Here is a 15,296-nt window from a genome sequence, read left to right on the forward strand (position 1 = left end):
CCGCCTTGCCGCGCAGCCCGCCATAAAGCGCGAGATAGGTGCGCGCTTCAAGTGAGAAGGCCATGTCGGGTCGCGACGGCGGTGCGTTCCAGTTGAGCCATAAGGCATGGCTGGGTGCGGTCGGCTGACTGTCTGCAATCTTGCGGAGCGCGGGCAGCATCGGATCGATCGGATCATTCATCCACATGCTGTCGGCGGTCCAGCGGGTGTTGGGCAGAAACAGCATCTTTTCGCCGGTCTTCATCATCATGTTGAGCGACATTGGCATCAGCGGCAGGGTCAGGCTGGCCTTTTTGCGCAGCGGGCTCCTGTCGATGAACGCTACCGCCTCGCGCGCGTCGCTCCAGCGATCGGTAAGCACCGGGGCCAGGACTTCGATCCCATGCGCAAAGATTCCGGTCGCCCGCCGGTTGAACACCAGCTGGAATTCGACCGAAGGGGACACATCCGGTCCCGCTTTATCTGCCCAGGCCATCACCTCTTCCAGATGGCGCATGCGGAAAATCTGCAGCTTCAAGCCGACAAATTTGGGTCGGCGGTGGAGCTTCAGATGGAAGCGAACCACGACACCGAAAAAGCCTGGCCCAGCGCCCCGCGCGGCCCAGAGTAATTCCGGATTTTCCTGTTCGCTGGCATGCACCAAGGTGCCATCGGCGAGAACGACATCGATGCCGATGACGCTCTGGCACGCAAGCCCCGACGCCCGACTGTTCCAGCCAAAGCCGCCTTGCAGCAGGAAGCCGCCCATGCCGACAGTATAGGCATGCGCGACAGGAAAGAAGAGGCGGCGCTTGGCCAGCGCGGCATTGAGTTCACCCGCAAGGCAGCCCGGGCCGATGACCGCGGTGTCGTCAGCTTCGTTGATGGCAATGCCGTTCAATCGCGACATTTCGAGCAGCATCCCGCCATCGCGGATGTGGTTTTGCGCCCAGCTATGCCCGCCCGAACAGATGCCGATTGTCAGGCCTTCATCATGCGCGCGCTTCACGGCTGCGATGACCTCTTCAACGTCATTGACCTGCACGATCCGATCGGGACGGCGACCCGGGTCTTGCGCATTGAAGCTGGTGCCGAGCAGCGCCGCGTCAAAATCCGGCGAGCCCTTGTCGATCACGACGCCCCGGCTCGCTGTGCGCTTCATCGCATGTCTCCTGTTTGTGATTGCGGGGATGGAGGCAGCGCCAGCCAGCGCATCGGCAATTCGGGTGGGGGCGGAAAATCAAAGGCCGCATGCGCCAGCCGCTTCGCTTCGGCTGCATCGAGACCCAAATATGTCAGAAGCTGGGCGGTTGCCGGATCAATCTTGGCGAAACCCAAGGTGCCCCGATGCAGATCGAGTGCCAGCCCCGTAATTGCGCCTGCGACTATCGAGGTAGCAAGATCGACGTCAGCCACCGTGAAGAGACCACGCGCGACGCCCTCTTCAATGTCCATTTTCAACCGCAACCGCAACTCGGCGCCCAACCGGTCAGACGGCAAGCCAACGTCAAACATCAACCTTCCGAAGCCGGGCTGCTCGGCCACGATCCGTAAGGTCTGACGGGTGATCCGCGCAAAACGCGCGGCCGGGTCGTCACGGTCATTTCCGTGTATCGCCATCGCCGCCGCGTGCGTGGCGCCAAGCAACTCGCCCAGATCGCCGATCAGCGCGGCCACGTCGGGATAGTAATTGTAGAAGCTCGCATGCACCAGACCGGCATGGGCGGTGATCTGACGAAGGCCAAGTGCTGCCGCGTCCGCTTCCATCAACAGGGCTTGGGCGGAAATCAGCAACTGATCGCGGGTTCGCTCGCGCTTTGTGCCGGAGCGGCTTTCTAAGGTGGGCATCATAACAAATGACATAATGTCATTAATGACATACTGTCAATATATGCGATTGGGATTTGCGGTGCTCATCCCATGCCTTGAATGCTCCAGATTTTGGCGAAGAGGTGGCTTGATGCCGCCTAGCGGACAATATGGCATTGATGGTGTCATTATTTCGCGATACGTATGATGGTAAGCAATGTCGTCATCGCGGGTCTGGAGGCCAAGGGCATCAAAAGCATGGCGCAGTTGACCCGCGACAAAATGAAACAAGGCACCACCCCAATGTACACAATCAACGGCGCACTCGGTTCGCCCTATTCGATGAAAATCCGCGCGCTGATGCGTTATCGCCGCATCCCGCATCTTTGGGTCCACGGGCCGGACTCGCGCGAGGCGCTGACCAAGGTCAGGGCTCCTGTCATCCCGGTGATGGAATATCCCGATGGCAACTTCCACAATGATTCAACGCCGCTGATCTATGATCTGGAGGCGCGGCACGCCGAACGATCGGTTGTCCCGCCTGATCCCGCGTGCGCCTTTATCGCGCACCTGATCGAAGACTTTGCCGATGAGTGGGTGACCAAGGCGATGTTCGGCTATCGCTGGCTGGAGGAGGTGGACCAGATCCAGATGAGCCGCTGGCTGGCGTTCGATGCGATGAAGGGCGGCGGGCTGCAGCAGAGCCAGGGCTTTGCCGAACAATTCCGCGCGCGGCAGGTCGGGCGGATGGCGATTGTCGGCTGCACGCAGGAAAATTTCCCGCTGATCGAGGCCTCGACCCACGCATTGCTCGACGCGCTTGAGGCGCATGTGGTTGACCGCCACTTCCTGTTCGGCACCCGCCCCAGCCTCGCCGAATTCGGCATGTACGGGCAATTGTCACAGCTCGGCGTTGACCCGACCGCGCAGGCGATGATGCGCAAGAACTATCCCTATAGCTATCGCTGGCTGCTCCATATCGACGATATGTCGGGGATCGAAGGCGAATGGGATGCGGCGGACGCGCCCTTTGCGCCGATCATCACCGCCTGGCTGAAACAGGTGGGCGAAATCTACATGCCCTTCCTCCTCGCCAACGCTGCCGCGATCGAAGCGGGCAAAGAGACCTTCAGCATCACCGCCATGGGCCTGCCGTACACGCAGGGCGTGTTCAAATATCAGGTCAAATGTCTGGCGGATTTGCGCGCGCGATACGCGGCACTGGACAGCGCGGCGCGGGCGAAGGTCGATCCGCTGCTGGCGGAGGCGGGGTGTCTCGACGCTCTGCTGAGGTAATGAGGATGAAGTGTCCGGCGACCGCCTTGGCCGCCTTGGCGTTGCTGAACCCTTTCACGCTCGGCGCCCAGGCCACGGCGACGAAGCGCCCCAATATCGTCATCCTCCTTGCAGATGATTGGGGGTTTACTGATGTCGGGGCGTTTGGCGGCGAGATTGCGACGCCCAATATCGACGCGCTTGCTGCCACGGGCGTGCGCTTTTCGAACTTCCATGTGGCAGGATCCTGCTCTCCCACGCGGGCGATGCTGCAGACGGGGGTGATCAACCACCGCGCTGGCCTTGGCAATATGCCAGAGACAATCCCGCCGGAACATTTGGGTAGGCCCGGCTATGAAGCGCAACTCAACAACCGCGTAGTGACGATTGCTGACCAGCTGCGTGCTGGCGGCTACCGCACCTATCTGACCGGGAAATGGCATTTGGGCCACACGCCCGATACCTTGCCCACCGCGCGCGGCTATGATCACGCTCTCGCGCTCGCACAATCGGGCGCCGACAATTTTGAAGATAAACCCAACCTGCTGATTTATGACAAGACCGAATGGAGTGAGGATGGAAAGCCGGCGAAACTGCCCACGCGCTTCTACTCCTCGACCCTCATTATCGATAAGATGATCAGCTATATCGACAGCGGCAGGTCGAGCGGAAAGCCCTTTCTGGCATCGGTCAATTTCATCGCGAACCATATTCCGGTGCAGGCACCCGATGCTGACATAGCGGCTTATGCCGAGCGCTACACGGCGGGCTGGACCGCGCTGCGCAACGAACGCCGCGCCGCTGCGATTGCCAAGGGCGTGATGCCCGGGGGTGTTGCAATGGGGACCATGGACACAAGCGGAGACTGGTCAAAATTGTCGCCACTGGAACGGCGGCAGCGCGCAGGGGCGATGGCGGCCTATGCTGGCATGGGCACGGCGATGGACCGCGAAATCGGCCGGTTGATCGCGCATCTGAAGGCCATCGGCGCATATGAAAATACAATCTTCGTCTTTCTTTCTGACAATGGTGCCGAAGCTACGGACCCGATGGCGATGAGTGCATTCGCGCGCTGGAACACCAATCTTCAATATGATCAAAGCATCGCCCAACAGGGACGCCCGGGTTCGCTGACCGCACAAGGCGCAGGCTTTGCCAGTGCTTCCGTCTCGCCGCTGCGCGGATACAAGTTTACCGCGAGCGAAGGGGGCTTGCGTGTGCCGATGATCATAGCCTGGCCGGGCAACCCGGCGATCAAGGGCGGCAGCGTTGCGGCAGGCTTTGCGCATGTCACCGATATGTCGCCTACTTTGCTGGCGTTCGCCGGGGTCGCACCGCAGCAAGGCAGCTTTGCCGGACGTCGCGTCGAGCCAATGATCGGGTTGAACCTATCGCCAATGCTCACGGGCACTGCATCCACTGTCCATCCTACGGATCGGCCATTGGGGTATGAATTGTCGGGCAACGCTGTGCTGTTCAAGGGCGATTACAAGCTGGTCAAAAACCTGCCGCCCTATGGTGATGGCCGATGGCGGCTTTACAATATCACCGCAGATCCGGGAGAGACCAATGATTTGTCGCGCTCCGATCCGAAACGCTTTGCCGTTATGCAGGACGATTATGTCGCCTTTGCCAAGGCAAACAAGGTGCTGCCGATGCCCGAAGGCTACACGGCGCCTAGCCAGATTACCGCCAATGCCTTGCGGACTTTGCTGATACCGCGGTTGCTCAAGCTGTGGCCAGTTGCTGCGGTACTGGTGATAGCAATTGCGGCCTTGATCTGGTGGCGCAGACGACGGCGAAGGGCATCGCCAAGCTAAACTTTGCGGGCCGAGTTCATCCCTCGGCGGCAGGGCGTGCCCTATTGTGAAGAACTTCGGTCACCGTATCGCTAGTCCCTTTTGCTCCATCCGCCACTTCATCTGATCAAACCGGTCCTGCCCGAAAAACGGTTCTCCATCGAACACCATCAGAGGGACGCCATAATGACCGCCTTCGCGCTGGGCATCTTGCGATGCCTTGATCGCCTTGTCGTAATGATCGGGGTCAGTGGCGATTTTGGCGTCGAGCTCGGCCAAGTTGAGGCCCGCGCGCTCAGCGGCTTTGGCGAGGTGATCGCCCTCATGCCAGCCCTTCACTTCGCCGCCCCAGATGGTGCGGCTCACTTCATCGAGGAACGCTAGGCCCTTGCCCGCTTCAGTCGCAGCCTGACCAAGCTGGGTGAGGCGGTAGATATAGGGCTGTTCCTTGGGATACTTTCGCGTCGCCATGTCCATCACCACCGGATCGGGGCTTGGCCAGGAGAACGGAATCTCCAGAAACTCAGCACAGCGGAAGATGTCGCGCATGAAATACTGGATCCAGAGCGGATCGTTATTGTCGAAGAAATCGGGCTGGCGAACCGCGATGGGATAGACGACGCGGACGTTGCAAGCGACGTCATAATCACGCTCCAGCTCGACCAGCCGCTTCATCACGAAATAGCTGTAGGGTGAGCGAAAAGACCAATAGAGGTCGTAGGTGAAGGTCATCAGCCGATCGCCTTTGTGCGTATATTGAGCTGGCCTGCAAGCCCGGCATCGCGGTGCTTGGTGATCGCCTGATATTCAGGCGACTGAACCATCTTAAGCATTGCCGCACGCGAGGGGTATTCGGCGATCGCGACCATGTCCCACAGCTCTTCCACCTCACCCAGCATCAGGTCGGTGACCATACCGGAGAACCGCGCCTTGCCACCAACAGCGGCGAGGCAGGCCTGGACCCCCGCGCCATAGCGCAGATAAGCATCGCGCCCCGGAAGCTCCGGCTCGGACCCGTCAGCATAGGTGGCCTTGTCCTTGAACTTGAGCAGGTTGACCATACACATCGGCCCGTCTTCAGCGCCGCCGAAAAAGGCCTTGGCTTGTTCGGGGCTGGGGTGGACCAGGTTGGTGACTTTCATTCAGGGCTCCTGTGCAGCGATAAACTTGAGGATCAGGTCGACAAGCCGCTCGGGCTGATCTTCCTGACAGAAATGGCTGGCCTCGATCCGGCAATGCGGCTGACCCTTGGCTCCGGGGATCCGCCGCTGAATTTCGGCATCGAGATGCCCAAGCACCTTGTCCTGTTCGCCAAAGCAAGTGACCACCGGCTTTGTGAAGCTTTCCAACACCGCCCATGCCGCTTGGTTTTCCGCGACCGATGCGTGTTCCGGCGTTACCGGCACCAGCACGGGAAACTGGCGCGCGCCCGCCTGATAGTTTTCGTCAGGAAAAGGTGCATCATACGCGGCCACCTCGGAGCTGCTGAGTCCGCGAACGCAGCCGCCATCGACGATCCGGCCGGTCTTGAATTCGGGAGTGGCCTGACTGAATGTGCGCCAGGCATCGAACCCTGAGCCAATGCTTTCGCCCTCTGGCAGGTAGGTGTTTGAAATCACCAGCCGGGCAAAGCGATCGGGGAAAGCCGCGACCAGTCGTAGCCCGATCAACCCACCCCAATCCTGACAGAACAGCGTGATATCGCGCAGATCAAGCTTAGTCAGCCAGTCACTCATCCAGGCGACATGGCGTTCATAGCTATAGTCGGCGCCCTCAGCGGGCTTGTCTGATTTGCCGAACCCGATCAGGTCGGGTGCCAGCACGCGGTGGCCAGCCGCGGCGAGCGGGGGTACGAATTTGCGATAGAGATAGGACCAGGTCGGCTCCCCATGGAGCAAAAGGATCGGCGCGGCGTGTCTTGGCCCTTCATCCAAGTAGTGCAGGCGCATAGGCGGTGCGCTTGGCACCTCAACCTCAAGGTAATGCGGCGCGAAGGGATAATCCGTGAGGTCGGCGAAAGCGGCATCAGGGGTGCGCAGGACCTTCAAAGCTTGGCTACTTTCAGGATGCAATCGACGAAACCTTGCGGATCGTTCTCCTGGATGAAATGGCCGCCGTGCAAGGTGCAATGCGGCTGGCCCTTGGTGCCGGGAACGCGGCCGATGAACCGGGCTTCGCCGCCGCGGGTCACCGGATCGCCATCGCTGAAGCAGCACAGGAACGGCTTGTGCCATTGCTCGAACACCTGCCACGCGCGCTTCTGGTCGGGAATCGCGACATTGTTTTCAAACGGGACGAAGCTGGGGAATATCCGAGCACCGGCTTTGTAGCTGCTGTCCGGGAACGGTGCATCATAAGCTGCGATTTCCGCAGAGCTGAGCGCGCGTTTGGCCCCTACGTTGACGATGCGGCCGATCGGGAAGACGGGACTCCATTTGGAGAACGCCCGCCAGATCGCAAAGGCGCGCGGCGGGCTGCCGCCTTCGGGCAGGCCGCCATTCGACAGCGCCACGCCTGCAAACCGATCAGGCATTTCCGCGACAAGGCGCAGGCCGATCAGCGAGCCCCAGTCCTGGCAAACCAGCGTCATCCGCGTCAGGTCCAGCGCTTCGATCCACTGGCGCATCCAGCCGACGTGGCGAGCATAGCTGTAGTCAGTCTTTTTCGTTGGCTTGTCCGATTTGCCAAAGCCGATCAGGTCGGGCGCAACCACGCGAAATCCGGCCGCAACCACTGGGCCGATCATATGGCGATAAAGATAGCACCAGCTCGGCTCACCATGCATCATCAGCACCACCGGCGCATCGCGCGGCCCTTCATCGACATAGTGCACGCGCAGCTTGGTGCCTTCATCGGGATCGGTGATCTCCAGGTAGTGCGGCGCAAAGGGGAAATCGCGGATAGCCGCAAAGGCGCTATCGGGCGTGCGTAGGACTTTCACTAGGTCTCCCCTAAGATTGATATTATTGGCACTATAAGTGCCATATTACCAAAGACAGGTCAAGAAGCAGGCCCAGCCTTCGTCCCGTCTATCAGCCGGAACCCGATATGGTCGGTGCCCAGCCCGCGTTCCTGGAACTGCCGCGCGGCGGGGCGATAGCGGGCGCAATAATTGGCAGCGCACAGGTATGAGCCGCCTTTGATGACGTTGACCGGTTCGCTGGCGTCGGCGCGTGATCCTTGGGCACTGGTCCATTCCCAGACATTGCCGATCATATCGTAGAGACCGAAGCCGTTCGGCTTGAAACAGCCCACCGGCGCGCGGCCGACGTAGCCGTCGGTGTTCAGATTTTTGACCGGAAAGATGCCTTGATAGTAATTGGCTTGCGGCTGGCCTTTCGCATCAACCGGCTCCGGCAGCGCCGCCGCGCCGCCGCGCGCGGCATACTCCCATTGCTCCTCGCTCGGCAATTGCTTGCCCGCCCATTGCGCATAGGCCTCTGCATCCTGCCAGGCGATCTGGACAACGGGTTTGCGGTCTCGCCCGGCAATGCTTTCCTGCACCCCCGCAGGATGCCGCCATTGTGCGCCAGCGATCCAGCGCCACCAGCGCGGTTCCTCTTGTGACGGAATGTTAAACACCGCAGACCCAGGGACCAGCATCTCGGGCGGTGCGCCGGGAAGCTTGGGCGGATTTCGCTCGGCCATGGTCTTGTAACCGGTCGCCTTCACAAAGGCTGCGAATTCGGCGTTGGTCACTTCATGTGCGTCGATCCAGAATCCCTTGACGGTGACGCTGCGCGGCGGCCCTTCCTCGGGATAATGCGAATCATCGCCCATTACGAAGCTGCCGCCGGGCACCCAGACCATTTTGCTGTCTGGCAGACCGGCGCACGATGCGCTCGGCGGAGCGCTTGCATCTCCGCATGCAGTCAGTAGCAACGCCAGAGCAACTACAACCGCGAGACGCTGCATCAATCGTCCAGCATTCCGGCCATGGCATCGCCCAGCAAACGCCGCACGACAGCCTTCGCCTCTTCAACCGGCAGTTCCTGATCATGCCGCAGCAGCCGCCAGGTCTGGAAGCTGAGGATCACGTTCAGTCCGCGCGCGCCAGCAGTATCGGCCCGGACTGCCTGCGGCAAATGCGCCTCGATCGATTCGCTCTCAAGGCGCAGCATTCGCCGGTAATCTTGCATCAGATAGGGCGATTCAAATCGCCTGAGATTGCCTGAAATGCGGTAAGGCATGATCGTTTCGAAGACCTTGGCCCGGCGCTCGGCCAGGTCGAAGATCTTGTCCTTCCAGGTCGCACCGATCGGCGGCTGGAGCAGGATCGGCAGGATCCCTGCCTCGATCACTTCGCCCATTTCGCGGTAGAGCGCGTCCATGTCCTCGAAATGCCGAAACACCGAGCGCAGCCCCACCCCGGCGACCTCGGCCACCTTGGCGGCGCTGGGAGAGACATCGCCCTTGCCGACCAGATCGAGCAAGGCGGCGACGATCTTCGAGCGGCTCGAGCGGCTGCGTTCGCGGCGACCATCAGCCAGTTGTGCTGTCGAGCGTGATGCCAGTTTTTGCGATCCGTTGGTCATAAGCCTGTGTTTTGCGGCAATCAGGAAATGGTGCAAGCGACAAAAGCGATTGCAAATATATTTTGGCACAATTAATGCCAATAACATTCCGCTGAGCTGTTGGAAGAGGATAGAATGTCAAAACCGGTGATGATTTTGGCGGCAACGGCACTGCTGCTATCTGCCGCACCGCTGTCGGCGCAGGACAATGTGCGCGAGGCATGCATGCCGGACATCCGCCAATTTTGCTCTGCAGAATTGGGTACCTTTAGCCGCGAAAAGGTTCGCGCCTGTCTCATCAAGAACATCAGAGAAACGTCACCAGCCTGTCAAGCGGCAGCAAAGGCGCAGCGCGATGCCGAGCGCTCCAAGAAGAGGGAGAGCTAAACCATGGCTGTCTTGACCATCTGGGGCGCGGCCCTGCTGGCCTATGGAGCATTTAGGCTCTGGTATGATAATTGGTCCGGCCCGCTGAAGCCTGCGGAGATTGATGCGTTTCTTGCGCAAATGGCCGGACGGTTCGAAGGCACAGGAAACAGCCCCGAGGTCATGCGCGCATTTCTGGAAGCCGATGACGGCCGCGAGTTCGTAATGCTGAACCTGGTCAAGGCGCAAATGGAGCAGGTGGCAGACCCGAAGACCGGGCAGATGGTTCAAGGCTTTGACCTGCTCAAACGCTATTCCAAACGCTTTATGCCGGTGCTGTTGCACAATGGCGGTCACCCCGGCATGGTCGGTCGCAAAGTGGGCGGCTATGTCGATGCCTGGAACACAGAACCTGATCCAGGCTGGACGATTTTCGGGCTGATGCGTTACCGCAGTCGGCGCGACATGATGAAGCTGGTGATGGACCCGGCCTTCATGGAGGGCCATCCGGACAAGCTGCGCGGTACGCTTGCGACCTTTTCCTTCCCGGCGCAGCGGGTGGTGTCGTTCTATCTCAGCCCGCGCGTGACGGTGGCGCTGGTGCTGGCATTGATCGCGGCATTGGCGCATCTCGCGCTTTTGAGCCTTGCGGGATGAGCGCCTTCCTACCGCCGAGTACCAGTGATCAGTATCACGGCTCGCGCTATGCAGCCTGGTTTCTCGCCTTTTACGGGGTCGCCTGGATCGTGCCGGGCATGATCCACAGCTTCCTGCCCGATGGCGGCGCGGGCACCATTGCGGGGCTGGACCTGAGCCACAATCCAACAATGATTTTCGGGATGTTCGCCTGGGCGGGGGCCACGCAAATCGCGCACGGGATCGTCACGTTGATCGTGGCGCTCCGTTACCGGGCGCTTGTGCCGCTGTTCCTGTTGGTCAGCCTGATCGAACGCCTGTTGCTCAGCTGGTCAGGCTGGGTGAAGCACCTCCCCGTTAACGGCCACCACCCACCCGAACATTATGCCAGCCTGATTTCGCTGCCGGCAATTCTGCTGTTTCTGTGGCTGTCAGTGCGGCAATCGAGTCTACACCAGCCGGAGATTCTTGCATGAAAAAGCTGAAATGGATCGGGGCTTTGGCGCTGCTGGTCGGCGCTGGCTATCTGGGTTTTCAGCAGTATAAAATCTACCTTCCCGGCATTATCGGCGAATGGCGGGAACCCATTGCAGAGAATCGCCCGATCAGCTGGGCGCAGGGTCCTGCGGTGGCACCTTCAGGCGAGCGTCCGCCCAATGTCATCCTGATTGTCGCCGACGATCTGGGGATGAACGACATCTCGCTTTACGGCGGCGGTGTTGCTGGTGGCGCTGTGCCGACCCCCAATATCGATTCAATAGCCAGGCAGGGTGTCAGCTTTGCCAACGGCTATGCTGCCAATGCCACCTGTTCGCCGTCGCGCGCGGCCTTGATGACGGGGCGTTATCCGACGCGTTTCGGTTTTGAATTTACCGCCGTTCCAGCCGCCTTTGCTTCAAACCTGGCTCATAGTGGTGGCGATTCACCCTATCCACCGATCTATCATGAAGAGCTGAACCGCGATCTGCCTGCCTATGCCGACATGGGTGTGCCCAATGCGGAAATCATGCTGCCCGAGGCGCTGAAGGCCAAGGGCTATCACAATATCCATATCGGCAAGTGGCATCTGGGCGAGGCCGAACCATTACGGCCAACATCGCAGGGATTTGACGAAAGTCTTTGCATGCGTTCGGGCGGAGATCTGTTCATGGCCGAAGAAGACCCCCAGGTCGTCAACGCGAAGCTGCCATGGGATCCAATCGACCGCTTCCTATGGGCGAACCTGCCCCATGCCGTCTATTGGGGAAACAGTCAGCGGTTTCGCCCAAAGGGCCATCTGACGGACTATTTTACCGACAATGCGCTGGCCGCGATCGAGGCCAACAAGAACCGGCCTTTTTTCATGTACTTGGCCTATAATGCGCCGCACACCCCGCTGCAGGCGCTCAAAAGTGACTATGATGCGCTACCGCAGATCAAGGACCATACCCAGCGCGTCTATGGCGCGATGATCCGCCAGCTCGACCGGCGGATCGGCGATGTGATGCAAAAGCTGAAGGACACGGGGCTCGACGAGAATACTCTTGTGATCTTCACAAGCGACAATGGCGGCGCCTGGTATACCGGCATCAAGGATCACAACACGCCCTATCGCGGTTACAAAGGAACTTTCTTCGAAGGCGGCATCCATGTGCCGATGATGATGCGCTGGCCGGGCAAGATCGCGCCGGGCACGGTCCGCAACGATGTCGCCCAGCACCTCGACATGTTTGCGACCATCGCCGCGGCAACCGGTGCGAACGTGCCAGGAGATCGCAAGATGGACAGCTTCAACCTGCTGGCGGCCGGGCCGAAGCGCGAAATCACCTTCTGGCGCTCTGGCGACTACCGCGTGGTGCGCGCAGGCGATTGGAAATTGCAGGTTTCAAAGCGGCCTGACAAGGTCTGGCTGTTCAACCTCGCCATCGATCCGACCGAGCAAGTCAATCTGGCCGCCAAGGATCCCGCGCGCGTGGCGGAACTGCGCAAGTTGATTGCAGCTCAAAATGCCGGACTTCCCAAGCCGCTCTGGCCCGGCCTGCTCGAAGGTGCGATCCGGATCGACGTTCCGCTCAATGCGCCGTGGAAGAAGGATCAGGAATATGTCTATTGGGCCAACTGATCGCGCAGCGATGTTTGGGTCATGTCCGTCGCCTTTACAGCGGCCTTCACCTCTTTCCACCTAATAGCGCGTATGGCACGATAGCGCGTATGGCACGCGAAATGGCTCCGGCTGTAGAGGCCGCTCCTAAATTCGCAGACACTGACCCGCCACGCCTTTTGGATGTTGAAGTCGTTGCAATCTTTTGATGCCGATAACAACAATGGCGCATTGCTGAGATGATTTGATCCACCTGTACGAACGTCTGCTGACCGCAATCGCCTTCTAAATCCGGACTGTCGGCACCGTCCAACTTTGCCATCATTCGAGCTTCAGCAAAGCGATGTCCGCTTTCGGGTGATCGGCAAAGGGGTTGGGATGGCGGGAATGAGGGCGCAAAGCGGCCATCCTAGGAATGAAAAGGTTGTGTCCTCCCCTGCCCCAAAGTCGGCCACCGCTGTTCGAATCCCTCAGGCGGGACTCGAACGCAGCGGTGATCTTGGGACCTTTTGATTGATCCGTTCTTGAAATCGCTTCGACAAGCCGTTGCAGTTGGATGAAAATCTTTTTCTCGCCGCAAGTTCATAGGTGGGGGTATTGCCCGATTCCGCGGAGGCCGAAAATACCCCCATCGATACCCCAAAAATGCCACGGTTTCAGGCGAACACATGCGCACGCATGCGGCTACACACGCCGTTCGACCTGATCGCGTATGCACGGGAGCGAAACATACTGACCGAGGCCTTTTCGCCCTTCGGTCATGGTGAAATCTTGGACAGTGTGGAGATCGCTGAACTCGCTGAGAAGTAAGACGTTTCGGTTCCTCAACTGGCCATCCGATATCTGCTCCAGCTCGGACTTCTGCCGCTTCCCAAGACTGTGACGCCTGCGCACATGCGGACGAACTCTGACGTCGATTTCGTTATCAGCGATGCTGAACTGATAGTCCTGAAATCCATGAAACCCTTGGAAAATTACGGCGCTGCCCGTCACTTCCCCGTTTATGCCAAAAGCAGAGGGTGAACGAGGAACCGGACGATCGCCAAAGCCTCCATCATCACGCTGCGGGCCGGTCCTTCTTGGGCCGGCTCGACAGCTTGCAAAAAAGGTGCGGAATGCAGTTCGGTTTGCAGAATCATTCTCGACTACAAACTTGCTCGATCCAGCGGTCGATTTCCGCTTCGAGCCAGACTGTGCAACGCGGACCAAGCGAGCGAGACTGCGGAAAGCGACCTTCGCGCATCCGCTGATAGATTGCAGTTCGGCGCAGTCCCACGCGCGCCATGACCTCGGGAAGACGGATGAGCCGGTCGGGCGCTGCCTCGCCAGCACCCGCTTCCGCATCCGTGTGGTCTTCGGTCGCCGTTTCAGAGAGCAAAGCTCTGTTCATCCTGCCTCTCCAGTTGTGCGAGGTGGTCCGACAGGAGACCGGCGGTGCGGTGCGCGGCCCCCCTTGCCCAGCGCGGTCTAACATCGAGCAGCCGCTCACCCAGGGCCTGATCCAACGCGGCCGGCAGCTCGCTGATGAAGGTTTCAAGAAACTGCAGCACAGCGGAGCTCTGCCAATCAACCGTCTGCTGTGAATAGCCTGCGAGAGCCAGCATAAGGGAGGTCCGAGGCGCGTGTCCGCACGCGTCGAGTATGGTGAGCGCCTCTTGTAGCGTGGCGGGCCTAGTCCCGGCAAGAATGCGTCGAAGCGCATCCTTGTTGATCTTCGTCTGTGCGGCGATCGTTCGCCGAGACTTGCCACTCTCTCCTACGGCATGGTCGAGAAAAGCAGCGAGGCCACGCGATGCCTCTCCCCATTTGTCCTGTCTGCTTTGCGTCATGGCACCTGCTTCCGGTTGTCTCAAGCGAATCGACAGCAGGCTATGCGACGCGTCAAACTGTAGGAAAGTAAAAAGAACAAATGAGGAACTTATAGGAAATCGACACATCGTCGGACGATGTGATTCGCGCAGATTCCGGTCCCTCGATCTCACATGGCGGTATTGATGGCGCAACAATCGGTAGTCTCGGCTGCAAGATCTGCATCGATCGCGCAAAACCCGGTCAACTCATCCTAAATCGACGAATTCTCTTGGTCGGAATGCGGCGCGCGGCAGTTTCCGTTTTCCTACACCCGGCCTTGGAATCGAGGAAAGAACATACAGCGAACGCATCGCTGCACATGTTCGAAACGGAGTTCCTCGATGACCAAGGCAATCACCCTTCCCCGCCAATCCGCCAAGGGCATTCGTGCCCGCGACTATATTCTTCCTGCCGCGATCGCGCTCGCTTGCGCCGGTGCCGCCTATGCCGGTGCCGACACTACCTTCGACCCGGCGCTGCAGAAATTCACCGACTTCCTCGAAGGGTCGGGCGGCAAGATCATCACGGTCCTCAGCCTCGCCGGCGGCCTGATCGCGCTCGCTTCGGGACGGTTTGCTCTCGGTCAGGTCGCGGTGCCGGTGGGCGTCGGGATCGGCGTCGGCACGGGCGTGCCGATCGTCACCTCGGTCGTCACCGCGGTCATCTGAGCCGCGGTTAGCGACGGGAGGGCGGCATGGCCGACAGATACCTCGTTCCACGGCGGCTCGACGATCCGGAGCTCATCGGCTTCTGGACCATCGACGAGTTTGCGGGACTGCTCGTCCCTTTCGCCTGGGGCATCCTTGCGCAGCACATCATCATCGGCACAGCCCTGTCCGGGCTCACCTGGTTCGCCCTTCGAAAGGCGAAGGCGTCAGGTGCCGGGTCGAAACTGGTCCATGCTGCCTACTGGTATCTGCCGGGGAGTTTCCTCGGGCTGAAAGCCACGCCGCCCTCCCATTGCCGCCTGCTTGCGGGCTGAGGGAG

At 60.0% G+C, this 15,296-nt stretch carries 19 protein-coding genes; 8 read left to right on the plus strand and 11 right to left on the minus strand.

Annotated features, from left to right (window positions below; genetic code table 11):
• Positions 1-1,141, minus strand: a 1,141-nt coding sequence (locus tag AAG591_RS05195; protein WP_342529994.1) for an FAD-binding oxidoreductase, incomplete at its 3' end; no start/stop codon positions are given.
• Positions 1,138-1,830 (minus strand): TetR/AcrR family transcriptional regulator, encoded by a 693-nt coding sequence (locus AAG591_RS05200; protein ID WP_230832764.1) that lies wholly within the window; start codon positions 1,828-1,830, stop codon positions 1,138-1,140. The genes AAG591_RS05200 and AAG591_RS05195, both read right to left, overlap by 4 nt.
• A 162-nt stretch (positions 1,831-1,992) precedes the next feature.
• Between AAG591_RS05200 and AAG591_RS05205 the strand changes: the two genes are divergently transcribed.
• Together AAG591_RS05205 and AAG591_RS05210 are read left to right on the plus strand one after the other, a co-directional pair.
• Complete coding sequence (locus AAG591_RS05205; protein ID WP_342529995.1) at positions 1,993-3,084, plus strand: glutathione S-transferase N-terminal domain-containing protein; 1,092 nt, start codon at positions 1,993-1,995, stop codon at positions 3,082-3,084.
• Between the two features lie 35 nt (positions 3,085-3,119).
• Positions 3,120-4,883 (plus strand): arylsulfatase, encoded by a 1,764-nt coding sequence (locus AAG591_RS05210; protein ID WP_230832766.1) that lies wholly within the window; start codon positions 3,120-3,122, stop codon positions 4,881-4,883.
• A 60-nt stretch (positions 4,884-4,943) separates the two neighbouring features.
• Here AAG591_RS05210 and AAG591_RS05215 read toward each other — a convergent pair whose 3' ends face one another.
• From AAG591_RS05215 to AAG591_RS05240, 6 genes are read right to left on the minus strand one after another with little or no spacing between them, the layout of a single operon-like run.
• A complete protein-coding gene (locus AAG591_RS05215) occupies positions 4,944-5,594 on the minus strand; it encodes a 2-hydroxychromene-2-carboxylate isomerase (protein WP_230832767.1) in 651 nt (216 codons plus the stop codon).
• Positions 5,594-6,004 (minus strand): DUF1330 domain-containing protein, encoded by a 411-nt coding sequence (locus AAG591_RS05220; RefSeq protein WP_230832768.1) that lies wholly within the window; start codon positions 6,002-6,004, stop codon positions 5,594-5,596. Before AAG591_RS05220 ends, AAG591_RS05215 begins: the two co-directional genes overlap by 1 nt.
• On the minus strand, positions 6,005-6,910 hold the full coding sequence (locus AAG591_RS05225; protein ID WP_230832769.1) for a haloalkane dehalogenase: 906 nt from the start codon (positions 6,908-6,910) through the stop codon (positions 6,005-6,007).
• On the minus strand, positions 6,907-7,803 hold the full coding sequence (locus AAG591_RS05230; RefSeq protein WP_230832770.1) for a haloalkane dehalogenase: 897 nt from the start codon (positions 7,801-7,803) through the stop codon (positions 6,907-6,909). The genes AAG591_RS05225 and AAG591_RS05230 overlap by 4 nt, the downstream gene beginning before the upstream one ends.
• 59 nt (positions 7,804-7,862) lie before the next feature.
• Complete coding sequence (locus AAG591_RS05235; protein WP_413775940.1) at positions 7,863-8,777, minus strand: formylglycine-generating enzyme family protein; 915 nt, start codon at positions 8,775-8,777, stop codon at positions 7,863-7,865.
• Positions 8,777-9,397 (minus strand): TetR/AcrR family transcriptional regulator, encoded by a 621-nt coding sequence (locus AAG591_RS05240; protein ID WP_230832772.1) that lies wholly within the window; start codon positions 9,395-9,397, stop codon positions 8,777-8,779. The genes AAG591_RS05235 and AAG591_RS05240 overlap by 1 nt, the downstream gene beginning before the upstream one ends.
• Before the next feature lie 114 nt (positions 9,398-9,511).
• Here AAG591_RS05240 and AAG591_RS05245 point away from each other — a divergent pair, with 114 nt between their 5' ends.
• From AAG591_RS05245 to AAG591_RS05260, 4 genes are read left to right on the plus strand one after another with little or no spacing between them, the layout of a single operon-like run.
• Entirely contained in the window at positions 9,512-9,763 is a 252-nt protein-coding gene (locus tag AAG591_RS05245) for a hypothetical protein (protein WP_230832773.1), read from the plus strand.
• Positions 9,764-9,766: 3 nt separating this feature from the next.
• Positions 9,767-10,399, plus strand: coding sequence for a hypothetical protein (locus AAG591_RS05250; protein WP_342529997.1), 633 nt, complete (start codon positions 9,767-9,769; stop codon positions 10,397-10,399).
• Positions 10,396-10,854 carry a hypothetical protein gene (locus AAG591_RS05255; protein WP_230832775.1) on the plus strand — a complete coding sequence of 153 codons (459 nt, stop codon included), beginning with the start codon at positions 10,396-10,398 and terminating at the stop codon, positions 10,852-10,854. The genes AAG591_RS05250 and AAG591_RS05255 overlap by 4 nt, the downstream gene beginning before the upstream one ends.
• 23 nt (positions 10,855-10,877) lie before the next feature.
• Positions 10,878-12,479 carry a sulfatase-like hydrolase/transferase gene (locus tag AAG591_RS05260; protein WP_230832776.1) on the plus strand — a complete coding sequence of 534 codons (1,602 nt, stop codon included), beginning with the start codon at positions 10,878-10,880 and terminating at the stop codon, positions 12,477-12,479.
• A gap of 980 nt (positions 12,480-13,459) precedes the next feature.
• On the opposite strand, the gene AAG591_RS05265 is transcribed toward AAG591_RS05260, so the two are convergent.
• The 3 genes from AAG591_RS05265 to AAG591_RS05275 are packed head-to-tail and all read right to left on the minus strand — an operon-like array spanning position 13,460 to position 14,062.
• Positions 13,460-13,597 (minus strand): hypothetical protein, encoded by a 138-nt coding sequence (locus AAG591_RS05265; protein ID WP_222823401.1) that lies wholly within the window; start codon positions 13,595-13,597, stop codon positions 13,460-13,462.
• On the minus strand, positions 13,594-13,848 hold the full coding sequence (locus tag AAG591_RS05270; protein ID WP_187336392.1) for a helix-turn-helix transcriptional regulator: 255 nt from the start codon (positions 13,846-13,848) through the stop codon (positions 13,594-13,596). Before AAG591_RS05270 ends, AAG591_RS05265 begins: the two co-directional genes overlap by 4 nt.
• Entirely contained in the window at positions 13,826-14,062 is a 237-nt protein-coding gene (locus tag AAG591_RS05275) for a hypothetical protein (RefSeq protein ID WP_246449693.1), read from the minus strand. The genes AAG591_RS05270 and AAG591_RS05275 overlap by 23 nt, the downstream gene beginning before the upstream one ends.
• Before the next feature lie 588 nt (positions 14,063-14,650).
• Here AAG591_RS05275 and AAG591_RS05280 point away from each other — a divergent pair.
• Together AAG591_RS05280 and traL are read left to right on the plus strand one after the other, a co-directional pair.
• A complete protein-coding gene (locus AAG591_RS05280) occupies positions 14,651-14,977 on the plus strand; it encodes a hypothetical protein (protein WP_011413153.1) in 327 nt (108 codons plus the stop codon).
• 26 nt (positions 14,978-15,003) lie between these two features.
• Positions 15,004-15,291 carry a type IV conjugative transfer system protein TraL gene (gene traL, locus AAG591_RS05285; protein WP_011413152.1) on the plus strand — a complete coding sequence of 96 codons (288 nt, stop codon included), beginning with the start codon at positions 15,004-15,006 and terminating at the stop codon, positions 15,289-15,291.
• The last annotated feature ends 5 nt before the right edge of the window (positions 15,292-15,296 follow it).

It is taken from the genome of Citromicrobium bathyomarinum (assembly GCF_038594485.1).
In the GTDB taxonomy this organism is placed as follows: Bacteria; Pseudomonadota; Alphaproteobacteria; order Sphingomonadales; family Sphingomonadaceae; genus Alteriqipengyuania; species Alteriqipengyuania bathyomarina_A.

Bases quoted from the DNA above. Each gene is read 5' to 3' on its own strand.
- AAG591_RS05200 (WP_230832764.1), bottom strand. From the start codon at position 1,830: ATGATGCCCACCTTAGAAAGCCGCTCCGGCACAAAGCGCGAGCGAACC.
- AAG591_RS05205 (WP_342529995.1), top strand. From the start codon at position 1,993: ATGATGGTAAGCAATGTCGTCATCGCGGGTCTGGAGGCCAAGGGCATC.
- AAG591_RS05215 (WP_230832767.1), bottom strand. From the start codon at position 5,594: ATGACCTTCACCTACGACCTCTATTGGTCTTTTCGCTCACCCTACAGC.
- AAG591_RS05220 (WP_230832768.1), bottom strand. From the start codon at position 6,004: ATGAAAGTCACCAACCTGGTCCACCCCAGCCCCGAACAAGCCAAGGCC.
- AAG591_RS05235 (WP_413775940.1), bottom strand. From the start codon at position 8,777: ATGCAGCGTCTCGCGGTTGTAGTTGCTCTGGCGTTGCTACTGACTGCA.
- AAG591_RS05240 (WP_230832772.1), bottom strand. From the start codon at position 9,397: ATGACCAACGGATCGCAAAAACTGGCATCACGCTCGACAGCACAACTG.
- AAG591_RS05245 (WP_230832773.1), top strand. From the start codon at position 9,512: ATGTCAAAACCGGTGATGATTTTGGCGGCAACGGCACTGCTGCTATCT.
- AAG591_RS05250 (WP_342529997.1), top strand. From the start codon at position 9,767: ATGGCTGTCTTGACCATCTGGGGCGCGGCCCTGCTGGCCTATGGAGCA.
- AAG591_RS05255 (WP_230832775.1), top strand. From the start codon at position 10,396: ATGAGCGCCTTCCTACCGCCGAGTACCAGTGATCAGTATCACGGCTCG.
- AAG591_RS05265 (WP_222823401.1), bottom strand. From the start codon at position 13,597: ATGATTCTGCAAACCGAACTGCATTCCGCACCTTTTTTGCAAGCTGTC.
- AAG591_RS05270 (WP_187336392.1), bottom strand. From the start codon at position 13,848: ATGAACAGAGCTTTGCTCTCTGAAACGGCGACCGAAGACCACACGGAT.
- AAG591_RS05275 (WP_246449693.1), bottom strand. From the start codon at position 14,062: ATGCTGGCTCTCGCAGGCTATTCACAGCAGACGGTTGATTGGCAGAGC.
- AAG591_RS05280 (WP_011413153.1), top strand. From the start codon at position 14,651: ATGACCAAGGCAATCACCCTTCCCCGCCAATCCGCCAAGGGCATTCGT.
- traL (WP_011413152.1), top strand. From the start codon at position 15,004: ATGGCCGACAGATACCTCGTTCCACGGCGGCTCGACGATCCGGAGCTC.